Raw genomic sequence first — 26,912 nt, forward strand, 5'->3', positions numbered from 1 at the left:
TGTGGGATGAGTTCATCCAGTGCTCAATGCCCCATCGTCCTCAGCGCGTCGGCACTGTCGACGATCTCAGTTGAAGGTGCAGTCTTGCATTTCGGCTCAACCGTCCGATGTTTCCTAATGACAGTCTCCACATTCACCACGCGGAGCCGCTCGCCCCTACGGGCTCGATCCAGCACGTCATCGCATGCGGCATCCGGAGCGTTTGCCAGCCTCACTATCGCCGTAGGGGGGAGTGCCACATTGAGCTCTTGGAAGATCAATGGTTGGCTTCGGAAACGCGTGTAGACATTGATGCAATCGCGTGACCACTGCTCAGACATTCCCGTTTCGGACACTAGCCAGGGAAGCCAAGCACCGTGTGGCAACAATTGGCGAGCCCGATGTAGATGTTCGCCGATATCGCCCAGCGCCCCCGCTGCTTCAACAAGAAGGCCGCGGATGGCGCGGGCGTTATCCTGCAGCTGATCTCGAACTTCCGGCGGTACCGCGCCGTAGTCGAAGCCGAGGACTACCTCCCCGCTGCCACATCATTATTCATCGTCCTACTCCCGCCCATTTTTATAGATGAACGGGTGTAGCGATCGGCCAATTACCGAATCCCACTCAACTGTCGATAATTGCCCTAACCAGCTGATTTCCCAACGACTTTTCCTCTATAAATGCACGCAATATCCGACAGACGGCTCGTCAAATTGCCACGCTGTTGATTTCATTGAGGATTTGCCAGAAATTTCTTTCTGTGAATATTCGGCGTCTGTCGATATCAATCGCCGAGTTTGCAAGTCCAGTCGCTCACATCCAACGACTTGCAAGAAAAAGTGCCGTCACTCCAAAACCTTACGCCCTTCCCTCTTCAAGGATGCCGGCCGGGACCTTAGCCACCCCGACCGGCCAGTCAACTATCACTTGGTGGTATTGATTGTGATGCGCTTGGCGTTCGCCTGCGCCCTTTCCGTCTTAGGCAGGGTCACGGTGAGAACGCCGTTCTTGAATGCCGCCTCCACCTTGTCCTCGTCGACCTTGCGACCGAGAGCAAGGCGCCGCTCGAAACGCCCGTAATAGCGTTCGCTGAACTGACGATCCTTGTCTTCGGTTTCCGATTTCTTCTCGCCGCGAAGTGTGAGAACACCTTCGTTAAGCAGAACCTCGACGTCGTTCTCGTCAAGTCCGGGCATTTCCGCGACCACCCGGATTTCCTTGTCGTTCTCCGAGAATTCGACGCTGGGCCAGGTGCCATTGCGAGGCGTCATGCGGCTAAACGTCGACGGTGTGTCAAATCCCCTGAACACCTCGTCGAACAGCCGGTTGACGTTGCGATGCAGAGACATGAACGGATCCATGTCTTCGCTACGATAGATCGTCGGAGCCTGGTTGTTGCCTCGGTTCCATGGAATCAGATCACGCACACTCATCGTCTTTTCCTTTCGTCTTTGTTGGTGTCCTTTCTTGTCAGGTCACGACGACCCCCCACCCCAGATGGGGTGTCGCGGCGGCCGGTCCAGATAGATCATGCCGCTACGTTGGCTTCGATTCGCTTCGACGCAGACTTCTTGTCAGCTTCGGCGCTAATCGCGATCCGTCGCGGCTTCATTTCCTCGGGAATTTCCTTCTTGAGGTCGATGATCAGCAACCCGTTCTCGAGCTTGGCACCCATGACGCTGACATGGTCGGCGAGTTCGAAACGACGGTCAAAGGTCCTCATCGCCAGTCCATGGTGGAGATACAAAACCTCGCCATTTTCTGTCTTCAAACCGTTGATGACGAGCAGGTTCGGCTCATGGGTGATCGAAAGCTCGTCTTCTGCGAACCCAGCTACCGCAAGCGCGATACGATAGGTGTCTTCACCGAGCTTGACGATATCATAGGGCGGCCAATTGTCGGCCTGCGGTGAACTGGATTTTTCGAGGAGGTCGAAAATCCGGTCAAAGCCGATGCTCGACCTGTAGAAGGGAGAGAAGTCCATATTTGTTCTCATAGCTACATCCTCCTTGGAGCAACATAAGTACGAGGGTACGCCAAGAAGCCTGGCGCTCCCTGACAGTGCCGGCCCCTTACAGCGGCCGACGAATAATCAGTTGGGAAGCGATTTGCGCGACGTCAAGGGGCGACCAATTGAGCCGCCATTTTGACGGCGTGGTAGCGATTTAGCAGGCCGGAGCTGCTGACAAGCGTTGAGCGAATAGAGGTTTCTGCGGGGCGGACTGTAGGCAGCCTGCCGGTGTGCGAAGGCAAATACCTTGCACCCCCGTGACAGCTCCTATGGCGCTGGCGCAATGGCACGGCCGCCGGCCTCAGCATCGAGACCACGAGGCCGACATCCGCGAGGGTGGGGTCTGGCGGTTCGACATGATGCGCGTGTTAAAGGGTAAGCAGCAACGCTTCCCGAACCTCGTGGGCTTTCTGGAGATCGTGCCGAACTAGCGCATCGTGCTGGACTGCGGCACACCGCCTCCCCGACGACCCAGACCGTTTCAGCGCCGCCGACGTCTGGCGCAAAACTGGGTGGAGATTCAGGCCTGCGCCGGCGCAAAAATTGATCTCGCACAAGGACCAAGGCGTCTGAGCGGCTATAGTTCTGCGCATGATCCTCCATCTGCTCATCGGCACGATCGTCATAAGTGTAACGGTATTGGTCCACACCTTTGGTCTGATCGCCGTTACCCATTCGATGCGAGACCTCGTCGCCCGGTTTCGCATGCACGGACGCCGCAGCCGCATCGTCGCGATGATCAGCGTGGTGATGGGGCTTTTCGCCGTCATGACCACCGAGGTCTGGCTCTGGGCCGGCCTTTACTGGCTGCTTGATATCTTTGAGGACTTTGAAACCGCCCTGTATTTTTCGACCATCACCTTTTCGACGGTAGGTTATGGTGACGTTGTGCCCGCGCACGCATGGCGCGTGCTGGCGGCTCTTGAGGGCGTGAACGGATTTCTTCTAATTGGCTGGTCGACGGCCTATCTGATCGCCGCTGGAACTCGGATCGGTCCGTTCAAGGCCGGGGAGCATTTCTGAGAGTGCTGCACCGCCGCCTGCTTAGTGGACTCGGTGACGCCTCCAGCGGGGATGACGGACAATATCATTCGGCCGTCGTTCGAACTCAGACGAACACCATCACCATGACGTATCCAACGATGAAAACAGCCTCATTACTTTGCGGCATATGGCGTCCTCTAGCGTGAATCGTTTCGGAAAAATCAGGGCAGTTTGAAGTCTCCATCTTGCCGGGTTTCAGGCGCTTGGCGCCTTGTGGATGCAGCGCGATGTCGTGGCGTGCAAACATCGGTGCAAGGTCGACTAAGATGGATTCCCTATCGCGCCAGCCGACCGCAACCCAAGGGTTGGAAGGCACGAACGAATAGCGACAACATGCGCCATGCATTCCTCCCGCTGTGATGCCCTCGCGCACGCTACAGACCACTGTTTCAGCGCCGCCGAACGCCTGTGATATAAACCCTCGTTGTCAATGACCGTGGAATCGGGACCCCGTATTTTCGCGTACCGTTTGGACGAAAATCACCCCTTAAACAGGGTCCACATTCCATGAAAAATTACAGGCGGCCGTGCTGGCGTTCATCGCGGCGACATGGAACAAGGACAGGCTCGCGGCCGTCCTGTTCCTGCCTTACGCGGCATGGACCGCATTCGCCACCGCACTTACCGCGGGCGTCGTGACGCTGAACTGAGCTGGCCGGCCAAAAGCGGGTTTCGCCGCCGCTCCTCTGCCCCTGCCCGCGCGGCAGGGAATGGTCACCCTGGTTTGGCCACCGTCCAGGCGGTGAGGACATATCCGCAAGTTGCCGCGGTTGCGGTGAGCGCAATGCCCCACATTATGTCGACGACGCTGACGGAGACGGACCAGTTCTTCAGCGTCGCCAGGTTGGTCATGTCGTAGGTGCCGTATGCGACGAGCCCGAGCAGCGCGCCATTGACCAGCGCCGTCGCCCAGCTTGCGCCATTCACCGCCGGCATCACCGCGAAGTGCACGATGCCGGCGACATAGACGAGATAGAAAAGGCCGGCGACCCCGAGGTTCGGCTGGTCGAGAAGCAAAGAGCCGATGCGGCTGCGGTAGAAGCTGGTCGATACGGTCGACAGCCAGACGAAATCGAGGCCGAAGAACACGACTGCGGTTGCGGCATAGGCGGCGGCGTAACTGGCGATCATCGGTGCTCTCGGCTGCTCTTGGGAAAGACGCGCCCGGTCATATGCCCAGGATGGGCTGGATCGCCCGCATGATCCAGCTGCGGAATTTCAGGGGCGAGTCCGTCACCGCAAGACAGATGCAGTCGGAGTCCGGGGTGGCTACGGGCTGGTGCGTCAGGCTGGCGTCGGCATCCTCGATATCGCCGCGCGCAAATATGTCGTTGCCATCGACGAAGCTGCCGCTGAGCACCAGGGTCAGCTCGCGCCCGCCATGGCTGTGCTCCGGCACCGGCTTGCCACCGGGGATGCGCAGCAGCCGCACCCTAGTCTCTCGATCGCCGGTGCGGATCGGGATCTGGTAGGCGCCGCGCCCGAGCGGCCGCCATTTCAAGCTATCGAAGTCGCCGCCGACATAGGAGCGCAACGGCTCCGGCAATCCGCCGCCGCGGCCGACGGGTGCTGTCTTCGGCAACGCGTCGGCAGGGCTTGCGGCTTGCTGTTGCAGCCGGCTGCGGACGCTGGCCCAGGAATCGTCGAGCGTGGCATCGTCGGCAATGGTCTCGAGCATCTCGCCGCCGATGCTTTCGGCGACGGAGAGCCGGCGCCGGCAGGACGGGCAAAGCGCGAGGTGCGTGGCGACCGCGATGCTCCAGCCTTCGGCGAGGCTGCCGGCGGCATAGCTGACGAGCAGGTCGTCGCTGATATGGTGACGGATAGTCACGAAACCTCTCCCGAGTGGGCGAGCGCGGCCCGCATTTTGTCGAAGGCGAGGCGCATGCGCGACTTGACCGTTCCCAGGGGAAGATTCAGGCGCGCCGCTATGGCACTGTGCGAATGGTCTTCGAAGAAGGACAGTTTCAGCAGCGCCGCCTGGTCCTCCGGTAGCGCCGCGATTGCCTGGTGCAACTGCTCCGAGGCTTGTCGCGCATCGAACTCGGCATCGGCGGGGGCGACGTCGTCAGGCACGAAGGCGGGGTCGTTGGGGTCGAAATCCGGACGCTTCTCGCGCCGGTACGCGTCGATGCGCAGGTTGCGCGCGATGGTGAAGATCCAGGTCGACACCGCGCCCTTGGCCGGATCGAACCTGTCGGCCTTGTTCCAGACCGCGATCATGGTTTCCTGCATTAGCTCCTCGGCCAGCTGACCGTCGCCGCCCGTGCGTGCCATGTAGGCTCTGACGCGTGGCGCGAAGTGGCGAAAGAGCGCCTCATAGGCCTCGAGGTCCCGCCGCGCACCGACCGCGCGCAGCAGCGCGACCATGTCTGGAGTTTGGTCGGTATCAGTCTTGCGGCGCATACTAAAACTTCCCAACTCGCAATGCCGCAGCGCGGAGAGGCGCCAATGCCCCACCATAGAGGGTTTTTGCCACGCCGGCGCGCTTATGGGAACGATCGTGTTCATGTCATCGATACGTCGTGTAAAGACGGCCGGATCACCGATCAGCGAAATTTTTGTCCCCACCAATCCGGTGCGACCCTGGCTGCGTATCAGCAAACAAGGCCGTTGCAGCATCGGAAAGGCAGTAAGTGAACATTCGTACCAACAGAGAATTGCCGGACCATGCACGCCGCGTGGCGGTCATCGGCTCTGGAATTGCGGGCCTTTCGGCGGCCTGGCTTCTCAGCCGCAAGCTCAGCGTGACACTCTACGAGAGCGACAAGCGCCTTGGCGGTCATTCCAACACGATCATGGTTCCGACGGAGGATGGGATTCTTCCCGTCGATACCGGCTTCATTGTCTACAACGAGCGCAACTATCCCAACCTCGTTGCCCTGTTCAAGGAAATCGGGGTGCCGACGACTGCCTCCAGCATGTCCTTCGCCGCCTCTCTCGAGGGCGGAAAACTCGAATATTCCGGCTCCGGACTCAACGGCCTCATCGGCCAACGAGGCAATGTCGTACGGCCGCGCTTCTGGCGGATGATGCGGGACATCTTGCGTTTCTACCGCGAGGCGCCGGCCCTGCTGCTGCGAGTAGACCTGAACGGCGTCAGCCTTGGCGAATATCTCGATCGCAACAACTACGCGCCCGCCTTCATCGAGGATCATCTGTTGCCGATGGGGGCGGCGATCTGGTCGACCACGGCGAGCGAGATGCGCGCCTATCCGCTGCTTGCCTTCGTCAGGTTCTTTGCCAGCCACGGCCTGCTCAGCCTCGCCGATCGCCCCAAATGGCGAACGGTGCTCGGCGGCAGCCGTGAATATGTCCAGCGCCTGAGCAAGGATTTTGCCGAAGGCATCCGTCTCGGCGTTGGGGTCAGGAGCATTTTGCGCGCAAACGGCCACGTCGTCATCACTGATGCGGCAGGAAACGCCGACACCTTTACCGATGTTGTCATTGCCGCCCATGCCGACCAGGCACTCAGGCTGCTGGCCGATGCCGACCACGAGGAGCGGGAGTTGCTCGGCGCCTTCCGCTACACCGACAATGTGGCGGTGCTGCACTCCGACGAAAACCTGATGCCGAAGCGCAAGCGTGTCTGGTCGAGCTGGAACTATATCGGCGAGAGCAGAGTCGAAGACGCCCAGCCGCTGTGCGTCAGCTACTGGATGAACCGGCTGCAGAACCTCGACATGCGCCACCCGCTTTTCGTGACGCTCAATCCGACCCGCGAGGTCGCTCCATCGAAGCTCATCGGACGCTACAGCTATACCCATCCGCTGTTCGACCAGCGCGCGCTCGACGCCCAGCAGCAGCTCTGGCGGCTGCAGGGCAGGCGCAACACCTGGTTCTGCGGTGCCTATTTCGGGTTCGGGTTCCACGAGGACGGACTGCAGTCGGGCCTGGCCGCCGCCGAGGCCGTTGCAGACGTGCGGCGGCCCTGGCGGGTACCTGACGAATCCGGCCGGATCGCGCTCCATCCCCAACTGGAGGCAGCGGAATGAGCCAGTCGGCGCTTTTCCTGGGCGAGGTGGTGCATGCGCGCGCAAGGCCGCGCCGACACCGGATGAATTATCGCGTCTTTTCGCTGCTGCTCGATTTCGACGAACTGAATGCCATGAGCTCCTCGTCGCGGCTGCTCGGCTACAACCGACGGGCAGTCTTGAGTTTCTGGGACGCCGATCACGGCGACGGCAGCGACAGCGGCCTGCGCGACTGGGTCGAAGCGCGATTGCGCGAAGCCGGCATCCTGGAAGAGGGCATGAGCATCCGGGTGCTGTGCTATCCCCGCATCTTCGGCTACGTCTTCAATCCGCTGACGGTGTATTTCTGCCATGCCCCCGGCGGTGCGCTGCGGGCAATCCTCTACGAGGTCTGCAACACCTTCGGTGAGCGCCACACCTATGTCATTCCGGTCGAGGATGGCGCGACGGGGCCGGTGCGGCAAGGCTGCGCCAAGGAACTCTATGTCTCGCCCTTTATGCCGATGTCGTGCTTCTACCGATTCCACATCGAGCCGCCGGGCGACAAGGTACTGGTGCGCATCGATGAATCAGACGCCGAGGGCCCGCTTCTGGTCGCGTCGTTTGCGGGCCGGCGAGAGCCGCTGTCGGACCCCGCGCTTCTGCGTGCGCTGATCCGCTACCCGCTGATGACCCTCAAGGTGACGGTGGGCATCCACTGGGAGGCGCTGCGCATCTGGTGGAAGGGCATCCCAGTGCACCGGCATCGCTCTGCCGCCAACAGGGTCGCCACGACCATCGTCGCGGGAAAAATGTCAGGACACACCCATCCATGAGCAATGTTGAAGGAAAGTCGGTCTCCGCGAGGAGCCTTCGCCGGCCGCTTTGGGCGCGACTTCTCTGCGGCTGGGGCGACAGGATCGCCGCCGGCCAGCTCACCATCCGATTTCCGAATGGAGACACGCACTTTGCGCAAGGCGCACTGCCCGGTCCGTCGGCAAGCCTCAATGTGCGTTCGGCCAAGCTGGTGTGGAAGCTGGCGAGCGGCGGCAGCCTCGGCTTTGCCCGCGCCTATCTCGACGGCGACTGGGACACGCCCGACCTCGGCGCGGTGCTACAGCTCGGCGTTGCCAATCAGGCTGCGCTCGGCACTGTCCTAGACGCACCGGGGCCAGCCAGGCTGGTCGCATTCCTGCGGCATCGGCTGCGCGCCAACACGCGCGCCGGCAGCCGGCGCAACATCGCCTTCCACTATGATCTCGGCAACGACTTCTACCGTCACTGGCTCGACGAGACGATGACCTATTCGTCGGCGTTGTTCCTGAGCGAGGACCAGTCCCTGGCCGACGCACAGCGGGCCAAATACGCCCGCATCGTCGAAGCACTCGATCTTGGCCCGGACGACCATGTTCTCGAGATCGGCTGCGGCTGGGGCGGCTTTGCCGAATATGCGGTGGCCGAGACGGGCTGCCGGGTGACCGGGCTCACGCTTTCGCGCGAGCAGGCCGAGTTCGCACGGGAGCGCCTGGCGCAGGCCGGTCTTGCCGTCAAGGTGGAGATCAGGCTTCAGGACTACCGCGACTGCGCCGGGCGGTTCGACAAGATCGTTTCCATCGAAATGTTCGAGGCTGTCGGAGAGGAAAACTGGCCGACCTATTTCGACGCGCTGCGGGCGCTCCTGAAACCCGGCGGCCGCGCCATGGTCCAGGCGATCACCATTGCCGACGAACATTTCGTCCACTATCGCCGCAACGCCGACTTCATCCAGACCTACATCTTTCCCGGTGGCATGCTGCCCTCGCCCCGCGCCTTTACCTCCGTCGCGACGGAGCGGGGGCTGGCCGTCCTGGACCGAAAGTTCTTCGGGACCGACTACGACAAGACGCTGCTTGCCTGGGACAGGGCGTTCGTCTCCGCCTGGCATCGCATCGAGCCGCTCGGCTTCGATGCGCGCTTCAAGCGCATGTGGCGCTATTATCTGCACTATTGCGCGACCGGCTTTCACAGCGGCAGGATCGACGTGGCCCAGTTCCTTCTGGCGCGTGACTGAGAGGAAGCGGCGCTCAGCTGCGAACCATGCGCCGCGTCACGGCAAGGCGCAGTCTTGCCGGCAGGGCCGCCAGGACCTTCATCGACAGCACCATCTTCCAGGGAAAGGCAATCTCGAAGTGCCGCGATTTCAACCCAGCCATGATGTGATCGACCGCCGCGTCGGCCGAGATCAGGAACGGCATCGGAAAGTCGTTCTTCTGCGTCAGCGGCGTGTCAACGAAGCCAGGATTGACGAGGCTCAGGCGGACGTTGCGGGCGGCGAGTTCGGGATGCAGCGCCTCGCACATGTTGATGAGCGCGGCCTTCGACGCGCCATAGGCGGCGGCACCCGGCAGGCCGACATAGCCGGCGACCGAGGACACGACGGCGATGTGCCCGGACCCGCGCGACAGCATGCGTGGCATCAGCGCGGCCAGGCAATGGACGGAGCCCATCAGGTTGACCTCGACGGTGGCGCGAAAGGCAGCGGCGTCGAATTGGGTGGCGGAGTCGCGGGCATAGCTGCCGGCATTCAGCACGGCGAGATCGAGCGGCCCAAGGGCATCCTCGATGCCGGCAACGGCCTCGCGCACGGCCACCGTGTCCGTCACGTCGAGCGGAAAGGCATGGATGCGGCCAGGCGCTTCGGCGGCAAGCGTGGCAAGGTCTCGCGCCGTCCGCGCGCTGGCAGCGACGTTCCAGCCGTCCCCGGCGAGCCGCAGCGCCAGTGCGCGACCGATGCCGGAGCCGGCGCCGGTGACCCATGCCGAGCGGCCGCTCGTCGTCCCGGCCCCGGCGTGCATGTCGACGTCTGTATTTCCGCCCATGGCCATTCCTTTGCAAAATCCGATCTACACCCCTGTTACGTTGAAAACCGGCAGTTGGTTCAAAGGGCGCTGCCTCCGGAAGCGACGGGTGCATTCATCTGTCTTCCCTGCATTTGCCGTCAGGAGTTGCCATGATGTTTCGTTCGCTGGTCTGGCTTCGCGACGACCTCCGATTGGCCGACAACCCGGCCCTCGATGCCGCGGTTGCCCAGGGCGGGCGCGTTGCGGCTCTCTATGTGCTTGAGCAGGCCCCCGGCTTGCGCCCGCTCGGCGGCGCGGCCTCGTGGTGGCTCGGCAAAAGCCTCGCATCGCTCGGCCGAAGCCTGGATGCTGCCGGCATCGAACTGCAGGTCGAAACCGGAGATCCCCAAGAGATCGTGCCGGCCGCCGCCCAACGGCTCGGCGTTACAAACGTTCTCTGGAACCGCCGCTATGCGCCTGGGGCCCGCGAGATCGACAGCGCCATTAAGGCCGCGCTGCAGGATGGCGGGATGGCGGCGACATCCTTTCCCGGCAACGTCCTCGTCGAGCCCTGGAACATCAAGACCGGCAGCGGCGGCGCGTTCCAGGTCTACACTCCCTTCGCCAGGGTGCTGCGGCAGTGGCCGATCGCGTTTCCGCTGCCGAATCCCGTTCCCGGAGATCGTGAGCCCTCGGAGGACGGCGTCGCTGCGTGGTCCTTTCAGCCGAAATGGGCCCAGGAGATGGAACACCACTGGTTGGTTGGCGAGGACGGCGCACGGGCGGCGCTGCTGCACTTTTTCGACGAGGCGCTCGAAGGCTATGTCGAGGACCGCGACCGTCCGGGCAGGCCGGGCACGTCGGCCTTGTCCCCGCACCTGCGCTTCGGCGAGATCAGCGCCCGGCAGGTCTGGTATGCCGCGCAGGCGGTCGCCGCCGAGCATCCGGCAAGGGGCACGGCCGTCGAAAAGTTCCTGTCCGAGCTGATCTGGCGCGACTTCAACTATCACCAGCTCTACCATCGCCCCGACATTGCCGCCGTCGCGATGCGCGACAAGCTTTCCGGGCTGGAACGGCGCGACGACCGGCACGCATTCGCGGCCTGGACGCGCGGGCGCACCGGCATCCCGATCATCGACGCCGGCATGCGCCAGCTGTGGGAGACCGGCTGGATGCACAACCGCGTGCGCATGCTGGTTGCCTCGTTCCTGACCAAGAACCTGCTCATCGACTGGCGGCAGGGCGAAAAATGGTTCTGGGACACGCTGGTGGATGCCGACGTGGCGAGCAACCCCGGCAACTGGCAGTGGGTCGCCGGCTGCGGCATGGACGCCGCGCCCTATTTCCGCATCTTCAATCCCCTGCTGCAGGGCGAGCGTTTCGACCCACGCGGCACATTCGTCCGGCGCTGGCTGCCGGAACTGGCCGGAATGCCGGATGCCTGGATACACCGGCCATTCGAGGCGCCCAAGGGCGTGCTCGGACGTGCCGGCGTGGTGCTCGGCCAAAGCTATCCGCGCCCGATATTGGATCTCAACGGGTCGCAGAGGCGGGCGCGGGAGAACTTCGCCGCACTCAACGCATAACGCACCGAATCCGGCAAGCGCTTGGGCTAAGAGGGTGTTTGAGAATTGGGGCCGGGAGCGGTCTGTCAGGTTCCGGGATAATGCCATCGACAAGCGGCCGTTCCGCTCGACCTCGAGTAGGCCATAACCGAGCTTGTTGACCCAACGGACGAGGCCCTCCTCGAGTACGTTGGAGATGTCGTTGTTAAGGGCGCTGGGGCTGTACTTGGAAACGTCAACGAAGGTTTGGCGATGATACACGCCGCAAACAAGATATGCCCGGCGCAGTATCATCACCGCCTCGCAGATGGCCCCGATCCGCAGCACAAACACCGCCTTGGGTGGCCTCAAGGTGTATATGTTCGCGCGGCTCATGATATCGGCTTGCTGATTGATCCTGGATTCTGACAGAATGGCGGCGCCCAAGCGCATCTCTGAAGGTGAAGCTGATGCACGCATGGCTCAGGTCAGGCGCGTCCGGACGCTGAGGCTGCTCGACGATGCCGGCGACCGACGCCTGACACTAGTCATAGCGCCTGCCGGCTTCGGCAAGTCCTCGTTGATGAACCAGCGTTACGAGGATCTGCGCAATCAAGGCCACCAAGCAGCTTGGGTCGCGCTGGATGGCGACGATCGCGACGGCACCCACTTCCTCCTCGGACTGCTCGGAGTTCTCACCGCAGCACACGTCTTCCCCGCTGCGGCGCAGGACTATTCCAGTCTGTCGCAGCAGCATGCTCTGAGCCTCATTCTGACCCAGTTGCAACGGCTGCGCCCCCCCTGTACCTGTTCCTCGACGATTATCATTTCGCCCAGAGCGATGGAAACGATGCGACGCTGGCGCGGCTCGGCTCCTGTTTTCGCCGCAGGCCCGAAGCCTCCGGCTGCTGATCATCTCCAGATCGGAGCCGAGGTTGGCGGCCATCTCGGCGATGCAGCTGAATGGCCAGCTCACCTATCTGAAGCCCAGCGATCTGCGTTTTTCGGCCGGAGAGGCTCAGACCCTGCTCGCCATGGCAGGGGTCAAGCTCGACAAATCGCAGATCGAGGCGCTGGTTCAGAAAACCCAGGGCTGGGCCGTGGCACTGCAGCTGGCTCGCGTCCTGCTACGCGACGGGGCCGTGACTGACAGAGACCTGCTGGAACTCAGTGGCACCCAGCTCGACATGGCGCGCTACCTCTCCGAACAGGTGTTTTCGTCGCTCTCGGTCCCTATGCAATCGGCGCTGGTCGGCGTTGCGGCCCTGCCCTATTTCAGCGCCGAGCTGGCAAGCGCGGTCGTCAGTCCTTCGGCCGCCGCCGAACTGGCCTCCGATATTGCCGTCGGCGGCCTGCCGATCGAGGCGTTCGATGATGGGCACAGGCAGTTCAAGCTGCATGCGGTATTCCAGGAATACCTGATACAGGAAGTCCTCGCTCGCGGGCTGGACATCAACCAGATCAGGCGCAGTGCCGCATACTGGTAGGCGGCCCGCCGTGACTGGGCGAGTGCCATCCGCCACGCGTTGCATGCGGAAGACTTCCGCCTTGCTGGGGAATTTTCCGAAAGTGCGGGGGATGGCGACAGGTCTATGCCGGCGCCCGCGGGCTGCTGCAGCAGTTTCATGCACTGGCGGCGGTGCTGCCTGAACCGGAAGCCGCAAAGTTCCCACGTAGCTTTCTCGGACTGGCCGTCGCCGCCGCCAAAGGTGGCAACTTGGCGCTGGCAACTCATTATTTCGAGCTGGTCAATCGGACCATCGACAGGTCCGACAACATCCTGGTCAACGAGGTTCGCCTGATCGGCGCCCTCATGGCGCTGTACCGCGACGACCGCATAGAAGCCCTAGACTTGTCGCTTCTCGAGCGCGATCTGACGCTGCTTGACCTAGTGGAACCCGTGCAGCGCGCGCTGACCTACAACCTGCTGTGCTTTCAATATCTGGAGCGCAGCGAGTTTGAGCGCGCCGAGCGCCACGGCAACCTGGCGATTCAGTCCTTTAGCCAGGCAGGAGCGTTTTTCGGGGCGATGCACCTCTATGCCCATGTAGGGCAGGCACAGTTCTTTCGCGGCGACCTGGAAGGTGCAAGTGCGACCTACGAGCGCCTGGCCAGCGACGCGCAGAACGCTATTGGCAAGGGTTGCGACCTCGATGCGATCGCGCAAGTCCTGCTGGCTGAGACGCTATCGGAGCGTGGTCTTCACGATGGCGCCGAGCGCATCCTCGAATGGTCGCTGCCGCATCTGGAAAAGAACGACTGCTGGTTCGACCTTTTGGCAGCAGCCTATCTGTCCCGCATCCGCGCAAGAATGGTCAGGAACGATTTCGACGGCGTGGACGCCGTGCTCGAACAGGCAAGACGCACCGCACTGCGCCGTGGCTTTCCACGCCTGCAAAGGCTGGTGGCACGCGAGCAGATGCGCTCGATCATCCACTTCGGCGACATCCAGGGCGCCAAGCGTTTCGCCGACCGTTTCGATTTGGGGGCGGAAACGGCATTCGACATCGAGCGCAACCGGCTTTCATTCCGGCTGCGCGGCGAGGTACCCGCCACGCTGTGGGTACGAATCTGGATACAGGAAGGCCAGGTGGAGCGCGCGCTCGACATGCTGCAGCGCCTGGAGGTGGCGCAGGAGCGTCCCTTCAGTGTGCCGCGAATGCTCCGGATGCGCCTGCTGGCGGTGCTGGCCGGCATGAAGACTGGCAAGGCCGAACGCACCGCTTCGGTGCTTGATGAAATCCTGCTGACCCTGCCCAGCGCAACCTATCGCGCGGCTTTTTTTGAGGAGGGTCCCGAAATGCTCGCCTTGCTGCGCCTGCGCGCGCAGGAGGCCGGCCCCGACAGCCTGATCGCCCGGCGCGTCGGCCAGATCTTTGCGCCGGCAGATGCGTCAGTTCCAGGAGAAGGTTCGGCAGAAACGGCCGCGGATTCCTCGAGCGCACCGCATACGCTGACCCAGCAGGAGCTGAAGGTCATTTCATTGATCTGCGGTGGCTTCTCTAACAAGGCTGCCAAATGGAGCGATTGATGGAGAACAACCACGGGAAGATCGGTCGATATCTTGTCCAGATCGTCTGCGTTAGGGTGCCGTTTGTCGGCAAGTTGGGAATCGTCATAGCCAAAGCCGATAATCCTACCGGCCTTCTTTATGGCGTTTGCATTCCGACCCGCCCACTCCTTCGTGATTTCGATGAGCGAAGCTATGGTGCCAACCTTCCTTCCAGCGTTCCAAGCGGCGTGCTCACGGCTAGCATCATCGAAATGAGAATGACCCATGTGAGTTCTCCTTGGCCTTGATTGGCCAAAGAAGAAACAGGATTCCGACACTACCGCTCGGGGGCCGTCTCCGGACAGGCAGCTTCCGCCGACCAGAAAGCGATAGCTGACATCAATTCAAGTATGACCGAGGTCTCGAACCAAGCTCGGCCATTCATTCATACATCGTGGAGCGTGGAGGGCGGGAAGAGGGAATTTTGCACGCTGGGGGGGCACTCGCTACCGATCGGGCCTCGCCGCTTTTCACCACAGAAGGTCGCCAGGCATTTCTTGATTTCTGTATCGATGCCCAAATTCTTGCGAAAATCGCCTAACTCAGCGGTGCTGCACGACATTGCTCCATTGCTGACCCCTGAGTCGAACTGATCTTGAAACCGGAAATCTGACGACACATATCGATTGCGGGTCGCTGCCGCTGTCGGCGTCGGCCTATTCAAAAACGCAATCTTTCGTTCGACTTGGAGGATCTGATGAGCGATCGGATGTTCGACAGCCCTGTTTTCGTAAAGTCCGGAAACAGCCTTATCGAGGAAATAAGTTGTCTGGAGGACGCCCTCGAATTTCTCTACGAATGGCCAAAGAACCGACGCGGCACGATTTACGAGACGGCTCTCCGCGCGTGTCAACGAGCTTTTGATAGCAACTACCCGCTAGGCGCCGCGAGACAAGCATTCTGCGGCTTCGCCAAATCCGCCAACATTCTCGAAGAAGTCAGCATCCCGCTGCCATGGATGACAGGGGGAAAGGCTGGCGCAAGCGGTCTCGGTGCATAAGCGGAGGACGCGCGATGCTCGCACAATCTTTCGAAAAGCCCATCCGTGTTTGGGTCGGGCTTGGCTTCCCTCGCCAACTCAACACCGTCGTCGATGCCTTTCAATTCGCGATGGAGTGGTGCGGGAATAGTCCTGAGCAGCGAGCGGCAATTAGGGCCTGTAAAGCTGCATTGTCTGGAGACATTGACGCTGAGACAGCCAGGGGTGTCTTCGCCGCCTTTGCTCGGAAGAAAGACATCCTGGTACAGGACGGCGAGATGCCCCTGGAAAGTGCGGGGTCTCGATCTGCCCACGCTTGATTGATCGGCGGGGGCAGCAGCTAGCTGCTGCCCCCTCCCAGCTACTCGGACGTAACCAATGGCAAAGTTACCTATGATAAAATCGCCCGAAAATCACCCAAGTGCCCTGGCTTACGACGCTGAATGCCAAGGTGCCTTAGTAGAACATGTCGATAAGCTTCTGGATTATGCCGAGGCCGCCGGCTGGGACCGCACGAAAGCGGCGTCAGCAGTGATGTATCTCAGTGCCAAACGTTTGAAGGCTAAGACTGATGGGCCCTAGCCTCGTCCGTCCACCATCCTGACAATAAAAAGCCGCTCGGGTGACAAATCCGAGCGGCGGAAGCGAATGCTCCACGGAGGAAGGAATCGTCACCGTTGACGGCCCGATTGCCGTCGGCGATGACGGAGCCGTCTCCGGACGGTCCTCTGTGGATGGCTCCCGCATTGCAAGAGATAATTCGACGCGCGTGGGTCGGGTGCAGTCTTCTGTCCGGCCCCACATGATGATTCTCCCGTCAACGCATTTGTAATCCGAGGTGAGCTCTCTTCCTGCAGGGCCTGCCTGCTAACCTCACATCCGGCGGGATGATATCCCAACCACTGTCCCGCATTCGGGACGGGAGAGCTCCAAAGGAACGGCACCACTCTGTGAAAACGGCACTGGAGCACCACGCCGGACAACGGCGACGTTCCCTCGGTCACCGGGCTGCTTTGCCGTCGCAGAGCTGCCCGATCTCGATAATTATTATACGGCGGGCTTCATGGTCGCTCCCTCGGGTACGACTCCATCGACGGCAAAGCGCCACAGAGCGATCAGCAACTTGCGAGCCAGCGCGACCACCATGACCTTGCGGACGCGGCGGCCAGTAGAGCCGGTGCGTTCCCGGAACCAGGCGACCTGGGCAGCACCAGGCTGGTAGCGTTGCCAGAGCCAGGCCAGCTCCACCATCACCGTTCGAAGCCGCCGGTTCCCGGCCTTTCCGATCCCTTGCTCTCGTTCCACCCCACCACTGTTGTAAGGCGTCGCAGTAAGACCTGCATAAGAACCGAGCGCTTTGGCATTAGCGAAGCGACGGACGAAGGCCTCGCGGACCAATATTGTGGCACTCTGCACCCCTATACCGCGCAGACTGCTGAGCTGCTGGATCATCCGACTGGCATCATCCGAAGCGGGCACCTCCGCTACCGCATCGCGGTCGTGTTCCAGCGTGGCGATCTGATCGAGAACGAGCTCCAGCCGGCTCAGCAACCGTTCGATCTTGGCTCGGGCGTGAGGTGGGATTGGGTCATCCAGACCGGTACGAAGGTCGGCCAGACGCCGCCGGCGGTTTTTCAGGAGCGGGTTGTAATCCTCGACGCCGAGCGTCGCGAGGACAGCACCGATCCGGTTGGCAAGGCTGACGCGTTCGGACACGAGCTCTGTTCGTTCGCGGACAGAGCGCCGTGCATCCTCATCGGCTTCGTCAGGGATCGGTACCATGGAGCAGACACGCGGTTCGCCGCGAAGCCACGCCAGCAGCGTACGCAGGAGTAACTCGGCGTCGATCCCGTCCGACTTTGCGCGACGCATGCGACGATCGACGGGAACGCTGGAAGGCTGGATGACATGGACCTCCACTCCTTTGGCAATCAGCCATCTGGCAAGCCAGAACCCGGACCATCCAGCTTCGTAGGTCGCAACCACCCGATCTACCGGGTGGCCGGCAGCAGCAGCACGAGCACGATAGCCATCGATTGCGCAATGAAGAGCAAGCTTATCTGGCTCAATGGCGCGCTTCGCTTTGGTCTGCGGCAGGCCGGGCACCTGGGCCGCCAAAACCCAGTTTTTGTTGCTTAGTTCGATAGCCAGCACGAGCGTACGATCGTATTGGACAATTTCTGCGCCGTTGAATGATTGCGACATGATCAGGCCTCCAGAGCTTGAGATGGCGCAGTCTAATCTGCCTGCGCCGCAAATCATGGGATCTGTTGATGCAGCCATAGGAGACTGCTGGCCCTGATGGGGTCGGCAAAACAAGGTCCCAATCTGCTTAGCAGGCTATGACGCCTCGGACTGTCCGCGGGTTGTCCCTGTTTCCGGCCTGACCGGTTTCGCCATCATATCGCTTCGCTCTCACAACCTCATGGAGCCGATCGGCCGGCTCGAACTGTTTCTTGCCTTCAGGATCTCATCTCTTGGCGACTCTATGCCGCAAGGTGCGGGGCATGGCGCGCCTGGTAAACCTCGCCGCGGATCATGATCGCCCAGACCACCCGGGCCGAATGGACAAACCGCAGGTCAAATCACGCGCCTGAAGCTGATCAAACGCCAGATGTACGGTCGAGCAAAACTCGATCTGCTACAGGCGCGATTGATCGGCGCAACTTTGAAGTTCAACTTCAGCAAAACTGCGTCAGAGCCGATTCTCAATGGAAATATCAGGCTGCGTGGGTCAGCTCTCAGTGGAAATCAACACAGTGGGTTCCGAACAGGATGCTGCCACATGTGCCCGGCTGTTTCGCGCTCAACGAGATCCTTCCCGTCTTCCGGAGCTGGGTTTTGTCGGATCGGGCTGTGCTTGACGCCGTCGTCGTCGGGCGGGACTTGACCGTCGCCGCGGTTCCCACCCTCACCAACAGCCTCAGACGGGTTCCTTTGCCTTGGATCGAATCTTTGGCTTCCGCCGCACAACTTTGCGCACTGGCGGTTTGAGGCGCACAGCCGTTTCGTCTGCTAGCGCGCCGATAACGGCTTGTGCCATGGTACGGGCGATGAAATCACAATTGATCGAGGCACCCAGCTTGACGTCATCTTGCGCCTCCTCGGCTGGCGTCCAGAATACCACCCCCACCCGCAGCGAACTTCGAGATCGCTTAAGGCGGCGCACCATATAACGCGCGTGGACCACCGACCCAGCGTTCAGAAATCCAATGACGACCGCATCGACCCCGCTCAGGTCCATTTTCCTGATTTGAACGGGCTCCATGGCGTGATGCCCTATCAAACGGGCAGTAGCACCTTGCACAGTTAGAACTTGTGACAGCATTGCCGCAGCGGCATCGTCGAGCTCACCGCGCCCGCCGGCACACAACACGGTCTTGCCGGTACCATCCGGAAGCTCCGCTGCCTCATCGGCCACTGCTGGGTCATTATCATGAGGCTTGTCCAGTATGGCGGCGCTTTCGCCTTCATCCTCCGCCGCCTCTTCGTCCGCATATTCTTCGAGATTTTCAACGAGGGCGATGGCGCTTTCAGCCACTCGAATGCGACGGTCGTCCGCCAAGACACCTCGCGCCCGGTCGAACTCGCCCAGAGCGAGGGCAGGAATGGCAACCGTTTCATAGAAGGTGATCAGGTCATTATCTTCGAGGAACATCTCGGCGCGATCGGTCGCTTCCTCGGCGTCGCCAGCCAAAAACCTCTGGTAAATCTGCTGATCCGGCTCGAGCACGGGTTCGTTACCGAAGAGCACGTCGAGGAACTCGAACTGCGGCACATGTCGTCCCAAAACGACAAGGCACACGGTAAGCGGCGTCGAAAGCAGGAGCCCAAGCGGCCCCCATAACCAGGTCCAGAATATCGCCGCCACAATGATGGCCAGGGGAGAAATGCCAGTGCGCGACCCATACAGCCAAGGCTCGATGACATTGTTGGTGGCAAGTTCGATAACAATGAACAGTGCTGCGGTCCACAGCACCATTGTCCAGCCAGGATCAACGGCCAGCGCCAATGCCAATGGGAAGATAGATGCGATGATAGGTCCGATATAGGGCACGAACCGAAGCAGAAGTGCCATCAAACCCCAAAGCGCAGCATTGGGTACGCCGATGACCCACAGGCCGATGCCGAGCGGCACCGCATAGGTAATATTCACGACGAGTTGCATCAAAAGATATTGTCCTACGCGGCCGCCTGCTTCTTGAAGAGCAGCGGTCGTACGGTGGAGGTCGCCTGCTCCCACAAGGCGAATGAAGCGGTCGCGCAGATCTTCCCGCTTCAGCAGCATGAAAATCACCACCACCACGATGATGCCTCCGGTCGCGAGCGGCTGGATCAGCGGCTCGATGATCGTCTGGAGCAGTTGTAGTGGCTGCAATTTTGGCTCGATGACTTCAACCGGAAGCGGAGCGGTGGCTTGTTCGCCTGACGGGGCGGCACCCTCGGCCTTGGGCTGCGGCTCCTTCCCAATCTGGTTTCCGAGACGCTCCAGAAGTTGCGAGACACGATTGACAAGGCCCGCACCGACACTGGCATCCTTGATGGACTGCACCTTGGTTTCGATGTTACTCTGATAGACTGGCAGGTTTTGGGCGAGACTGCCGATCTGCGTCGCCACCACCGCGCTGAACAGGAATATCGAAACGAACGCCCCAAAGACCACCGAAATGACGGCCACGGGTCGCGGAACGTGGAGTTTCCGCAGCCACGACACGACGGGAGCAAGGGCGAACGTGAGCAGGATGGCGATCGCCAACGGCAAGAAAATGTCGCGCCCAAGATAGAGCGCGGCGACAGTGGCGACGATACCCACCAAGGTAGGAAAGCTACCCCGTGGTGATTCCTGTGGCAGCGACCGAACCGTCATTTCCCTGTTCAATGGTTTCATGCCGGCAACCCCAACTGGTGAAGAAGACGCAATGTCATTCCCACGTCCGAACCCTGTAAAGAACTAGCCCGCCCCGATGGTGGGAGCGGGCCTGTTTGCCATCAACTTTAGCTGCGCTGGTCCGAGGGACTATTTGGCCGCGGCCACGTGCCATACGCCACCAACGCCATCGCCCTTCACGTCGCCTGGCTTCTTGTCGTCGGCATACGTGTAGAGCGGCTTGCCGTCATAGGCCCACATTTTGGAACCGTCTTTGCGATCGACGATAGTCCATTTTCCCGCGGCTTTCGCGCCGGCCGCAGCCTTCAGGGCTGGCCACTTTGCAGCACAATCGTCATAGCAACTCGATGTGTTAGCCTTGTCCTTGTCGAACGTGTAGAGGGTCATGCCCTTCGTGTCGGCATAGACTTTACCCTTGGCCGTGTCTGCCATCTTCGCAGGCTCGGCCGCATAACTCATACCCGCGGTCATAAAGAGCGCCGCCAGTCCCAAAACAATGCGTCTCATGTTGGGATCCCTTGTGTTCTTGACGCCGGATAATTACGGGCATCAAGCTATACAAACGGCTTGAACAGGCCATTCGTTCCCTCGCTTGTTTGTGTATGTCACCTCCCGTTTTTGCGCGGCAATCGTAACGCCTCTCCTGGGAGAATTTAGTCTCGAGTGGAGACCAGGACACCCTGAAAGCGACGGCCGCAGCCTCCTATCCGAACGATTTCGCTTCTGAAATCGTGCTCTTACAGGGGCAGGATTTGAATCATCGACGTCGTGGGCATGAGGTTGGCAAGGTAACCAATAACGGAACCGTTTCGGTCCCTAGCGGTTGTTACCCTTCAACCCAACAGGAGGTTATGAGATGATTTTCCGAAGCGCACTTGCCGCCACCATCCTGCTCGCAGGAACCGCATTCGCCGCTGCCCAGACTGTAGCAGTGACCCCAGAACAGGAAACCGTGGTCCGGGAATACGTGAAAACCAACCCGGTGATTGTCGAACGTCCATCCAACTTCGAACTAGTAGTCGGGGCGATCATTCCTGATATTCTCAAGCCCGGCGCACTCGCCGACAACAGGCTGCCAAAACAGTATCAGTATGTGGTCATGGACGGCCATACGGTGCTCATTGACCCGCAGACCCGCAAGGTCTTGCAGATCATTGACTGACCGACTCGCGCTCTGATGTAGAATTCCTGACCGTCATCGATCGGACACCCCGCTACCACAGTTCATTTGTGGTTGAGAGGTGTCTGATCCGATCAGGATATTTGAAACTCGGCGCCTCAGTCATCTGCTCAGCCGTACCACTCTTCACTTTTGGGCTGCTGCAGGCAGCCTCAGCCGGCCGTATCAGTACTGAAAACAGTGCTGCCTTAGCCAAACCGTTGCAGCCATGCGACAGCCAATCGTTCTTGCGGGTCAAGTCGCAATGCACGAGGCGGCTTCCCAAGTTCTGCAATATCAGCTGGAAGGCGACCTTCGGCCCAAGCCTCCACGACACGCGGGTGAACGTAGCCTTGCCGACATACGGCTCTGGTGTTTCCCAAACGGTGGCAACTTCATCGATCACCTCGTTGCATGCCCGCCTCATCATGCGGTCGGTATCGGGAGCTTTGCGCCCCGCAAAAAGCGTCAGGGCTCGAACCGTACCGCCCCAGGTGCGAAAGCCTTTGGAGGTGAATTCGCCACCGCTTGCTTCGCGGATGTAGGCGTTTACGTCGTTTGAGGTGACTGCGTTCAAGCCACCTTGACCGTCCAAATACTGAAACAGCATCTGACCAGGAATATCTTGGAGCGATCGCATCGCCCTCGCCATACGCCGATCATCTATGCTCAGCTTCCGTTCCTTCCCCGACTTGCCCTTGAAAGCAAAGCGGATCGTCGAACCCACGATCTTGACATGCTTGTTCCTTAGTTCGTCAGCCCATAGCTCCTGTTCGCCTTTGCATAGATGGGACTGCCGACACGGATCATTGTTTGGTCCAACAGCCAAACGACGAGAGCCAGGACTCGCTCACGCACGAGGCCCGGTAAGCTTAAATCTTGTTCGACCTGTTTGCGCAGGCGAGGCAACGCATGCGCGAAGTCCACGAGACCAGAGAATTTGGCTTCATCCCGATATTGCGACCATTGCTGGTGGTACAAGTATTGCTTCCGCCCCCGCTGATCGCGCCCGGTCGCTTGAATGTGCCCATGCGGGTCGGGGCATATCCAGACATTAGTCCATGCGGGAGGAATGGCGAGGGATTTGATGCGCCTGAGTGTGGCTTTGCTCACCGTCTTGCCGTTCGACGTATAACGAAAAGATCTTCCTATCTTCCGGCGTAGCACTCCGGGTTCACTATCGGTCACATACTTGAGCGACGCCGATTGGGCTGCTTTTGGTGGATCGCTTTCGTTGAGCATGGGAACATCCCGAAACCAGCATAAGCCCTAAAACGGCAAAACGGTTCCAACACGCTTAAGACAGCATCGCGTTTGCACATGAGCGTCCGCTATGCCTTGCATGCTCTCGCCAACGACCAAAATCCTGAGTCTTTTTGGGAACCTGCGGCCTGTGTGGAGAAAGCGGTCCCCGGCTACGCAGCCTTACGGTCGCGTCCGAAGGGATCGCCAAGCACCGATTCCGTGTGAAGGGCTGCCAGCCACTCGCCATCTTGGCGGACCCAAGTGGTTGCGTCGGCTGCTCTTAATGTCAACGGCATACCCTCAACCTCCATGTCCTCGGTCACGATGTAGGCGATGACAGCCACTTCCTCGGAAGGAAACATGACCTTCACATCGTCGAGTTGGTAGGATTTCAGCTGCCACAGGCTATCGCCCTGCCTAGCCAAGCCACGATAGTCGTCATGCGTGAGTAGTGCGGTCCCTTGCGCACCCGCGACAATAGATTCTCCACCCAATATCGCCAGGGAACCTTCGATGTCCTTATCCACTATCGTCCGCCAAAATTTCTTCTCTAGATCGATGATCGTCTGTTCGTTGGGTTGAGCCATCATTTGTCTCCTCAGATCGGTGCTCAAAGAAAACCATCGAGAAGACAAGGTTCCGAAGATCAAAAAATGCGGGCCTGCAGAAGCGCCCTGCCCGTCTTAGTGTCCTGCTTGGCCAAATGTGATCGGCAGGCGGCGCCATGCCGATTGCGAACGAAACGGAAACAGTGCTTCATCGCTCGATGAACAAAATCGCCCGAGATTCGAGCCTCGAACCCCAATACCTTGCCAGGCTCAACCCTGAGCAGCGAGCCGCTGTGCTACATGGAGCTGGCGAGGTAGCTGCTCCCCTGCTGATCATTGCAGGTGCAGGGTCGGGCAAGACAAACACACTCGCCCACCGCGTCGCCCACCTGATTGTCAAAGGTGCAGATCCGCGGCGAATTCTTCTGATGACCTTCTCACGCCGCGCATCCGTGGAAATGACCAAACGTGTCGAGCGGATTGCTGGCGAGGTCCTGGGCAAGGATGCGGCCGTTGTCACCGATGCGCTGACATGGGCAGGAACGTTCCACGCCATGGGCGCCCGACTGTTGCGTGACTATGCGTTGGAAATCGGGCTTGATCCAGCTTTCACGATTCATGACCGGGAGGACTCGGCGGACCTCATGAATCTGGTGCGCCACGAGCTAGGCCTCTCCAAGACAGAGAGCCGCTTTCCGGCCAAATCGACGTGCCTTGCCATCTATTCTCGCGCCGTCAATGCGCAATCGGCTTTACAAGATGTGCTAGGCGGAGCATTTCCATGGTGCATCGGCTGGGCAGAAGAGCTCAAGCAGCTCTTCGCCGCCTATGTCCATGCCAAGCAAGCCCAAAACGTACTCGATTATGACGATTTGCTGCTTTATTGGGCGCATCTGACGGGCGAACCGTCTTTCGCCGCCGAACTTGCATCGCGCTTTGATCATATCCTGGTGGATGAATACCAAGACACCAATCGGCTGCAGTCCGCCATCCTGCTCGGACTAAAACCCGATGGCGCGGGGCTGACCGTTGTCGGCGATGACGCCCAATCGATTTACTCGTTCCGCGCAGCCGAGGTGCGGAACATCCTTGATTTCCCGCAACAGTTTTCCACCCCTGCCGCAGTGATCACGCTCAATCGCAACTACCGTTCGACTGAGCCAATTCTGGCAGCCGCCAATGCTGTCATCTCCGGCGCGACAGAGCGTTTCACCAAAAATCTCTGGACTGATCGCAAATCGATGGAGCGGCCACACCTGGTCACGGTTCGCGACGAAGCCTCTCAGGCAAGTTATGTCTGTCAGAAGATCCTTGAAGAGCGCGAGGCTGGTAGCACTCTAAAGTCGCAAGCCGTGCTGTTCCGTACGTCTCATCACAGTGGACCTCTCGAGATCGAACTGACGCGGCGCAACATCCCATTTATAAAATTCGGGGGCCTGAAGTTTCTCGACGCGTCTCATGTGAAGGACGTGCTGGCGGTCTTGAGGCTGGCAGAGAACCCGCGCGATCGTGTGGCTGGCTTCCGTGTACTGCAGATCTTGCCAGGCATCGGGCCTTCCACCGCTGGCCAGATCTTGCAGGTATTGGAAGCGGGGCCTGATGCCCAGACCGCATTGCAGAGCTTTGCCGTGCCAGCACGCGCCGCAGCGGACTGGCCAAGCTTTGTCGCCCTGTTCACCGCTCTACGCCAGAAATCGCCTGCTTGGCCCGCCGACATCGAACGGGTCCGGCTGTGGTTTGAGCCCCACCTTGAGCGGCGCCATGAGGACGCAATTACCCGGCGGGCCGATCTCCTGCAACTCGAGCAGATCGCAGCTGGCTATCCCAGTCGGGAACGTTTCCTCACCGATCTGACACTCGATCCACCAGATGCCACAAGCGACCAGGCTGGCCCTCCCCTCCACGATGAGGACTATCTGATCTTATCAACCATCCATTCCGCCAAGGGCCAGGAATGGAAGAACGTGTTCGTGCTGAATTCGGTCGACGGTTGCATTCCTTCCGATCTCGGGGTCGGCACGACTGAAGAAGTCGATGAGGAACGGCGGTTGCTCTACGTCGCCATGACGCGCGCCAGGGATTCGCTACATCTCATTACGCCGCAGCGTTTTTATACTCATGGCCAGGCTGCGCGCGGTGACCGCCATGTCTACGCTTCGCGGACCCGCTTTATACCAGGATCGATCCTCGAGCATTTCGATCGCCAAATCTGGCCGCGTGCGGGCCACAACGAAGCGAGCCAGTCGAAACCAGCCATTCGTGTGGACATAGGCGCTCGAATGCGCGGCATGTGGAAGTGATGGGCCAAATGGCGACGATTTCCTAAGTCTCTAAAGGCACCACGGTTACCGCGGGCTTTTTCAGAACAACTGCCTCTGCGAGTGGGATCGTCCTCGCCGAATTCGACCCTATGTCTTCGGAAAAGCAAAGAAAGCGATGTTGCTCTCCCGATCTGGGGCAAGCAGCTAGATCAATGGATTGACGATGATTTTTACAGCGCGTTGAGATGACCGAAGGTGTCGGGCGGTCGGAATCCTCAGCCATTTACAAGGCAACGCGCCCGGCCTTTCCGGTTTCGGCAAGCAGGGATGCCACCGACCTTTGAGCCGAGCGCGCGATCCGGGCCGTGGGCTGTGGGGCGGTGACCCGGATGGCATCAGCATGTGCCACTCACGTTAATGAGCCATGGAAACGCAAAGCCAAATATTACCTTCTTCTAATTTTTGTTTTTGGTGGCGGCAACCATCGCATCGCCGCACTACCTGCCGAAAGGTTGGCGGGGCTATTTTTCTGTTTTGTGGGAACCTGATTTGAATGACCGACGTTTTGGTGAGCGGAGCAGAATGGGCGTGGTCTTCACCTTTCAGCTGCGCTTTTCTGGGCAGGACCTTCCTGCCGCAACGGGGTCTTTGCCCGTCTGTGAGGCGTGGTCCCCTCCGACACGCTTTAGCATGGGCCTGCCGGTGACCTCCCGGCACTCCTTTTAATTCCCTCACTACAGCTGCGAGCGAGCGGCTTATTCCAATGACAGGGGGGAGCCGGTGATCCGGAGTTGAGGCCACGGACGACATCGGTGGGTGGCCTATTGAGTTTTTCAGTCGCCCGACGATCCGTCTACGAGGCCGCGCTAGAAGTGCATCGTCAGACCGAAGATCGGGCCTTGCTGAACGACATCGAAGACAAAGCCGTCGTTTTCGTAGTTGACGCCAAGCGCCCGATATCCCGCAATGGCGGAGAAACGCTCGTTGAAACGATAGCCCAGTGCCGCGGCGACATCCCAGTCGACGTCCGCACCCCCGGCTCCGACCAATCCCCAGCCCGTGAAGAAGACCTTGGGCGTGAACGAATAGTTGCCGCGGACACCGACAAGGCCATCCACCCAGGTGGCGCTGTCGCTTCTCGACACGCCGCCCAGAATGCCGCCGCTGAAGGAAATCTCGGTATCGACCGACCAAACCCGCATGCCGCCAACGATATCGAACCGCCCAGCGTCGCTTTCGAAAACGGAATAGCCAGCACCCAGGAAGCCGGCAAAGGTTGTTGACGTCAGATCCACACTGTCAGCAAGGACGCCTCGCGGGGTGCCTCGGCCGGACGAAATCTTGGAGTAGATCAAATCGCCAAAGATGCTGTAGCGCCCGTTCCGCGCTTCGGCGATCGCCATCGCGGCAAAGTCGAGTTCATCCAGGAT

Annotated in this window: 30 protein-coding genes and 1 pseudogene; 14 read left to right on the top strand and 17 right to left on the bottom strand. The window is 60.3% G+C overall.

Annotated features, from left to right (window positions below; all coding sequences use genetic code 11):
* Positions 1–23: 23 nt before the first annotated feature.
* Positions 24–368 carry a hypothetical protein gene (locus AC1DLV_RS27070; RefSeq protein WP_476803128.1) on the bottom strand — a complete coding sequence of 115 codons (345 nt, stop codon included), beginning with the start codon at positions 366–368 and terminating at the stop codon, positions 24–26.
* A gap of 18 nt (positions 369–386) precedes the next feature.
* Here AC1DLV_RS27070 and AC1DLV_RS27075 point away from each other — a divergent pair, with 18 nt between their 5' ends.
* Positions 387–578: a hypothetical protein gene (locus AC1DLV_RS27075; protein ID WP_476803129.1), complete on the top strand. Its 192-nt coding sequence runs from the start codon at positions 387–389 to the stop codon at positions 576–578.
* A 324-nt stretch (positions 579–902) separates the two neighbouring features.
* Here AC1DLV_RS27075 and AC1DLV_RS27080 read toward each other — a convergent pair whose 3' ends face one another.
* Positions 903–1,412, bottom strand: coding sequence for an Hsp20/alpha crystallin family protein (locus tag AC1DLV_RS27080; protein WP_476803130.1), 510 nt, complete (start codon positions 1,410–1,412; stop codon positions 903–905).
* A gap of 95 nt (positions 1,413–1,507) precedes the next feature.
* Positions 1,508–1,975, bottom strand: coding sequence for an Hsp20 family protein (locus tag AC1DLV_RS27085; RefSeq protein ID WP_476803131.1), 468 nt, complete (start codon positions 1,973–1,975; stop codon positions 1,508–1,510).
* Between the two features lie 284 nt (positions 1,976–2,259).
* Here AC1DLV_RS27085 and AC1DLV_RS27090 point away from each other — a divergent pair, with 284 nt between their 5' ends.
* Together AC1DLV_RS27090 and AC1DLV_RS27095 are read left to right on the top strand one after the other, a co-directional pair.
* Positions 2,260–2,421: a hypothetical protein gene (locus AC1DLV_RS27090; protein WP_476803132.1), complete on the top strand. Its 162-nt coding sequence runs from the start codon at positions 2,260–2,262 to the stop codon at positions 2,419–2,421.
* 160 nt (positions 2,422–2,581) lie between these two features.
* Positions 2,582–3,013: a potassium channel family protein gene (locus AC1DLV_RS27095; RefSeq protein ID WP_476803133.1), complete on the top strand. Its 432-nt coding sequence runs from the start codon at positions 2,582–2,584 to the stop codon at positions 3,011–3,013.
* 85 nt (positions 3,014–3,098) lie between these two features.
* Here the strand turns inward: AC1DLV_RS27095 and AC1DLV_RS27100 are convergent, their stop codons facing one another.
* Entirely contained in the window at positions 3,099–3,407 is a 309-nt protein-coding gene (locus AC1DLV_RS27100; RefSeq protein WP_476803134.1) for a hypothetical protein, read from the bottom strand.
* A 154-nt stretch (positions 3,408–3,561) separates the two neighbouring features.
* On the opposite strand from AC1DLV_RS27100, the gene AC1DLV_RS27105 reads away from it, so the two are divergent.
* Positions 3,562–3,684 (top strand): tryptophan-rich sensory protein, encoded by a 123-nt coding sequence (locus AC1DLV_RS27105; RefSeq protein WP_476803135.1) that lies wholly within the window; start codon positions 3,562–3,564, stop codon positions 3,682–3,684.
* A 64-nt stretch (positions 3,685–3,748) separates the two neighbouring features.
* Here AC1DLV_RS27105 and AC1DLV_RS27110 read toward each other — a convergent pair whose 3' ends face one another.
* From AC1DLV_RS27110 to AC1DLV_RS27120, 3 genes are read right to left on the bottom strand one after another with little or no spacing between them, the layout of a single operon-like run.
* Entirely contained in the window at positions 3,749–4,165 is a 417-nt protein-coding gene (locus AC1DLV_RS27110) for a DUF2177 family protein (RefSeq protein WP_476803136.1), read from the bottom strand.
* A 37-nt stretch (positions 4,166–4,202) separates the two neighbouring features.
* A complete protein-coding gene (locus AC1DLV_RS27115; RefSeq protein WP_476803137.1) occupies positions 4,203–4,865 on the bottom strand; it encodes a ChrR family anti-sigma-E factor in 663 nt (220 codons plus the stop codon).
* On the bottom strand, positions 4,862–5,440 hold the full coding sequence (locus tag AC1DLV_RS27120) for a sigma-70 family RNA polymerase sigma factor (RefSeq protein WP_476803138.1): 579 nt from the start codon (positions 5,438–5,440) through the stop codon (positions 4,862–4,864). Before AC1DLV_RS27120 ends, AC1DLV_RS27115 begins: the two co-directional genes overlap by 4 nt.
* A 236-nt stretch (positions 5,441–5,676) precedes the next feature.
* On the opposite strand from AC1DLV_RS27120, the gene AC1DLV_RS27125 reads away from it, so the two are divergent.
* Genes AC1DLV_RS27125 through AC1DLV_RS27135 form a run of 3 tightly spaced genes read left to right on the top strand, consistent with a single transcriptional unit; the run spans position 5,677 to position 9,037 of the window.
* Positions 5,677–7,029, top strand: coding sequence for an NAD(P)/FAD-dependent oxidoreductase (locus AC1DLV_RS27125; protein WP_476803158.1), 1,353 nt, complete (start codon positions 5,677–5,679; stop codon positions 7,027–7,029).
* Positions 7,026–7,823, top strand: coding sequence for a DUF1365 domain-containing protein (locus tag AC1DLV_RS27130; protein ID WP_476803139.1), 798 nt, complete (start codon positions 7,026–7,028; stop codon positions 7,821–7,823). The genes AC1DLV_RS27125 and AC1DLV_RS27130 overlap by 4 nt, the downstream gene beginning before the upstream one ends.
* On the top strand, positions 7,820–9,037 hold the full coding sequence (locus AC1DLV_RS27135; protein WP_476803140.1) for a class I SAM-dependent methyltransferase: 1,218 nt from the start codon (positions 7,820–7,822) through the stop codon (positions 9,035–9,037). The genes AC1DLV_RS27130 and AC1DLV_RS27135 overlap by 4 nt, the downstream gene beginning before the upstream one ends.
* A gap of 13 nt (positions 9,038–9,050) precedes the next feature.
* Here the strand turns inward: AC1DLV_RS27135 and AC1DLV_RS27140 are convergent, their stop codons facing one another.
* On the bottom strand, positions 9,051–9,845 hold the full coding sequence (locus AC1DLV_RS27140; protein ID WP_476803141.1) for an SDR family NAD(P)-dependent oxidoreductase: 795 nt from the start codon (positions 9,843–9,845) through the stop codon (positions 9,051–9,053).
* A gap of 131 nt (positions 9,846–9,976) precedes the next feature.
* Here AC1DLV_RS27140 and AC1DLV_RS27145 point away from each other — a divergent pair, with 131 nt between their 5' ends.
* A complete protein-coding gene (locus tag AC1DLV_RS27145; RefSeq protein ID WP_476803142.1) occupies positions 9,977–11,392 on the top strand; it encodes a cryptochrome/photolyase family protein in 1,416 nt (471 codons plus the stop codon).
* A gap of 502 nt (positions 11,393–11,894) precedes the next feature.
* Here the strand turns inward: AC1DLV_RS27145 and AC1DLV_RS27150 are convergent.
* Positions 11,895–12,107 carry a hypothetical protein gene (locus AC1DLV_RS27150; protein ID WP_476803143.1) on the bottom strand — a complete coding sequence of 71 codons (213 nt, stop codon included), beginning with the start codon at positions 12,105–12,107 and terminating at the stop codon, positions 11,895–11,897.
* 178 nt (positions 12,108–12,285) lie between these two features.
* Here AC1DLV_RS27150 and AC1DLV_RS27155 point away from each other — a divergent pair, with 178 nt between their 5' ends.
* Both AC1DLV_RS27155 and AC1DLV_RS27160 read left to right on the top strand, forming a co-directional pair.
* A complete protein-coding gene (locus AC1DLV_RS27155; RefSeq protein WP_476803144.1) occupies positions 12,286–12,837 on the top strand; it encodes a winged helix-turn-helix domain-containing protein in 552 nt (183 codons plus the stop codon).
* Positions 12,838–12,989: 152 nt separating this feature from the next.
* The gene (locus AC1DLV_RS27160; protein WP_476803145.1) at positions 12,990–14,381 is read left to right on the top strand and encodes a tetratricopeptide repeat protein; all 1,392 of its coding nucleotides are present in this window, start codon (positions 12,990–12,992) and stop codon (positions 14,379–14,381) included.
* Between the two features lie 35 nt (positions 14,382–14,416).
* Here the strand turns inward: AC1DLV_RS27160 and AC1DLV_RS27165 are convergent.
* Positions 14,417–14,629: pseudogene (locus AC1DLV_RS27165) on the bottom strand (hypothetical protein); the annotation flags it as partial.
* 470 nt (positions 14,630–15,099) lie between these two features.
* On the opposite strand from AC1DLV_RS27165, the gene AC1DLV_RS27170 reads away from it, so the two are divergent.
* Both AC1DLV_RS27170 and AC1DLV_RS27175 read left to right on the top strand, forming a co-directional pair.
* Positions 15,100–15,402, top strand: coding sequence for a DUF982 domain-containing protein (locus tag AC1DLV_RS27170; RefSeq protein ID WP_476803146.1), 303 nt, complete (start codon positions 15,100–15,102; stop codon positions 15,400–15,402).
* Between the two features lie 14 nt (positions 15,403–15,416).
* Entirely contained in the window at positions 15,417–15,701 is a 285-nt protein-coding gene (locus AC1DLV_RS27175) for a DUF982 domain-containing protein (RefSeq protein ID WP_476803147.1), read from the top strand.
* Positions 15,702–16,428: 727 nt separating this feature from the next.
* Here the strand turns inward: AC1DLV_RS27175 and AC1DLV_RS27180 are convergent.
* The 3 genes from AC1DLV_RS27180 to AC1DLV_RS27190 form a co-directional block, all read right to left on the bottom strand.
* Complete coding sequence (locus AC1DLV_RS27180) at positions 16,429–17,586, bottom strand: IS110 family RNA-guided transposase (RefSeq protein ID WP_476803148.1); 1,158 nt, start codon at positions 17,584–17,586, stop codon at positions 16,429–16,431.
* A gap of 718 nt (positions 17,587–18,304) precedes the next feature.
* Positions 18,305–20,269, bottom strand: coding sequence for an AI-2E family transporter (locus AC1DLV_RS27185; RefSeq protein WP_476803149.1), 1,965 nt, complete (start codon positions 20,267–20,269; stop codon positions 18,305–18,307).
* Positions 20,270–20,398: 129 nt separating this feature from the next.
* Positions 20,399–20,776 carry a COG4315 family predicted lipoprotein gene (locus AC1DLV_RS27190; RefSeq protein ID WP_476803150.1) on the bottom strand — a complete coding sequence of 126 codons (378 nt, stop codon included), beginning with the start codon at positions 20,774–20,776 and terminating at the stop codon, positions 20,399–20,401.
* A 349-nt stretch (positions 20,777–21,125) separates the two neighbouring features.
* Here AC1DLV_RS27190 and AC1DLV_RS27195 point away from each other — a divergent pair, with 349 nt between their 5' ends.
* Positions 21,126–21,431, top strand: coding sequence for a DUF1236 domain-containing protein (locus AC1DLV_RS27195; RefSeq protein WP_476803151.1), 306 nt, complete (start codon positions 21,126–21,128; stop codon positions 21,429–21,431).
* A gap of 52 nt (positions 21,432–21,483) precedes the next feature.
* On the opposite strand, the gene AC1DLV_RS27200 is transcribed toward AC1DLV_RS27195, so the two are convergent.
* The 3 genes from AC1DLV_RS27200 to AC1DLV_RS27210 all read right to left on the bottom strand — a co-directional run bounded on the left by AC1DLV_RS27200 (position 21,484) and on the right by AC1DLV_RS27210 (position 23,260).
* Positions 21,484–22,155, bottom strand: a complete 672-nt coding sequence (locus tag AC1DLV_RS27200) for a hypothetical protein (protein WP_476803152.1) — start codon at positions 22,153–22,155, stop codon at positions 21,484–21,486.
* Between the two features lie 20 nt (positions 22,156–22,175).
* The gene (locus AC1DLV_RS27205; RefSeq protein WP_476803153.1) at positions 22,176–22,670 is read right to left on the bottom strand and encodes a hypothetical protein; all 495 of its coding nucleotides are present in this window, start codon (positions 22,668–22,670) and stop codon (positions 22,176–22,178) included.
* A 173-nt stretch (positions 22,671–22,843) separates the two neighbouring features.
* Positions 22,844–23,260 (bottom strand): nuclear transport factor 2 family protein, encoded by a 417-nt coding sequence (locus tag AC1DLV_RS27210; protein WP_476803154.1) that lies wholly within the window; start codon positions 23,258–23,260, stop codon positions 22,844–22,846.
* Between the two features lie 179 nt (positions 23,261–23,439).
* On the opposite strand from AC1DLV_RS27210, the gene AC1DLV_RS27215 reads away from it, so the two are divergent.
* Entirely contained in the window at positions 23,440–25,521 is a 2,082-nt protein-coding gene (locus AC1DLV_RS27215; protein WP_476803159.1) for an ATP-dependent helicase, read from the top strand.
* 827 nt (positions 25,522–26,348) lie between these two features.
* Here the strand turns inward: AC1DLV_RS27215 and AC1DLV_RS27220 are convergent.
* Positions 26,349–26,912 (bottom strand): DUF481 domain-containing protein (locus AC1DLV_RS27220; RefSeq protein WP_476803155.1); only part of this gene is annotated, 564 nt, incomplete at its 5' end.

Source organism: Aminobacter sp. 01T433, assembly GCF_056398585.1.

What these genes read in the sequence shown, in the direction of transcription:
- AC1DLV_RS27120 (WP_476803138.1), bottom strand. Translation starts at nt 5,440, where the DNA reads ATGCGCCGCAAGACTGATACCGACCAAACTCCAGACATGGTCGCGCTG.
- AC1DLV_RS27085 (WP_476803131.1), bottom strand. Translation starts at nt 1,975, where the DNA reads ATGAGAACAAATATGGACTTCTCTCCCTTCTACAGGTCGAGCATCGGC.
- AC1DLV_RS27145 (WP_476803142.1), top strand. Translation starts at nt 9,977, where the DNA reads ATGATGTTTCGTTCGCTGGTCTGGCTTCGCGACGACCTCCGATTGGCC.
- AC1DLV_RS27195 (WP_476803151.1), top strand. Translation starts at nt 21,126, where the DNA reads ATGATTTTCCGAAGCGCACTTGCCGCCACCATCCTGCTCGCAGGAACC.
- AC1DLV_RS27090 (WP_476803132.1), top strand. Translation starts at nt 2,260, where the DNA reads ATGGCGCTGGCGCAATGGCACGGCCGCCGGCCTCAGCATCGAGACCAC.
- AC1DLV_RS27080 (WP_476803130.1), bottom strand. Translation starts at nt 1,412, where the DNA reads ATGAGTGTGCGTGATCTGATTCCATGGAACCGAGGCAACAACCAGGCT.
- AC1DLV_RS27135 (WP_476803140.1), top strand. Translation starts at nt 7,820, where the DNA reads ATGAGCAATGTTGAAGGAAAGTCGGTCTCCGCGAGGAGCCTTCGCCGG.
- AC1DLV_RS27150 (WP_476803143.1), bottom strand. Translation starts at nt 12,107, where the DNA reads ATGCTGCTGCGACAGACTGGAATAGTCCTGCGCCGCAGCGGGGAAGAC.
- AC1DLV_RS27175 (WP_476803147.1), top strand. Translation starts at nt 15,417, where the DNA reads ATGCTCGCACAATCTTTCGAAAAGCCCATCCGTGTTTGGGTCGGGCTT.
- AC1DLV_RS27075 (WP_476803129.1), top strand. Translation starts at nt 387, where the DNA reads ATGTTCGCCGATATCGCCCAGCGCCCCCGCTGCTTCAACAAGAAGGCC.
- AC1DLV_RS27210 (WP_476803154.1), bottom strand. Translation starts at nt 23,260, where the DNA reads ATGGCTCAACCCAACGAACAGACGATCATCGATCTAGAGAAGAAATTT.
- AC1DLV_RS27170 (WP_476803146.1), top strand. Translation starts at nt 15,100, where the DNA reads ATGAGCGATCGGATGTTCGACAGCCCTGTTTTCGTAAAGTCCGGAAAC.
- AC1DLV_RS27215 (WP_476803159.1), top strand. Translation starts at nt 23,440, where the DNA reads ATGAACAAAATCGCCCGAGATTCGAGCCTCGAACCCCAATACCTTGCC.
- AC1DLV_RS27110 (WP_476803136.1), bottom strand. Translation starts at nt 4,165, where the DNA reads ATGATCGCCAGTTACGCCGCCGCCTATGCCGCAACCGCAGTCGTGTTC.
- AC1DLV_RS27205 (WP_476803153.1), bottom strand. Translation starts at nt 22,670, where the DNA reads ATGCTCAACGAAAGCGATCCACCAAAAGCAGCCCAATCGGCGTCGCTC.
- AC1DLV_RS27095 (WP_476803133.1), top strand. Translation starts at nt 2,582, where the DNA reads ATGATCCTCCATCTGCTCATCGGCACGATCGTCATAAGTGTAACGGTA.
- AC1DLV_RS27190 (WP_476803150.1), bottom strand. Translation starts at nt 20,776, where the DNA reads ATGAGACGCATTGTTTTGGGACTGGCGGCGCTCTTTATGACCGCGGGT.
- AC1DLV_RS27140 (WP_476803141.1), bottom strand. Translation starts at nt 9,845, where the DNA reads ATGGGCGGAAATACAGACGTCGACATGCACGCCGGGGCCGGGACGACG.
- AC1DLV_RS27185 (WP_476803149.1), bottom strand. Translation starts at nt 20,269, where the DNA reads ATGAAACCATTGAACAGGGAAATGACGGTTCGGTCGCTGCCACAGGAA.
- AC1DLV_RS27180 (WP_476803148.1), bottom strand. Translation starts at nt 17,586, where the DNA reads ATGTCGCAATCATTCAACGGCGCAGAAATTGTCCAATACGATCGTACG.
- AC1DLV_RS27130 (WP_476803139.1), top strand. Translation starts at nt 7,026, where the DNA reads ATGAGCCAGTCGGCGCTTTTCCTGGGCGAGGTGGTGCATGCGCGCGCA.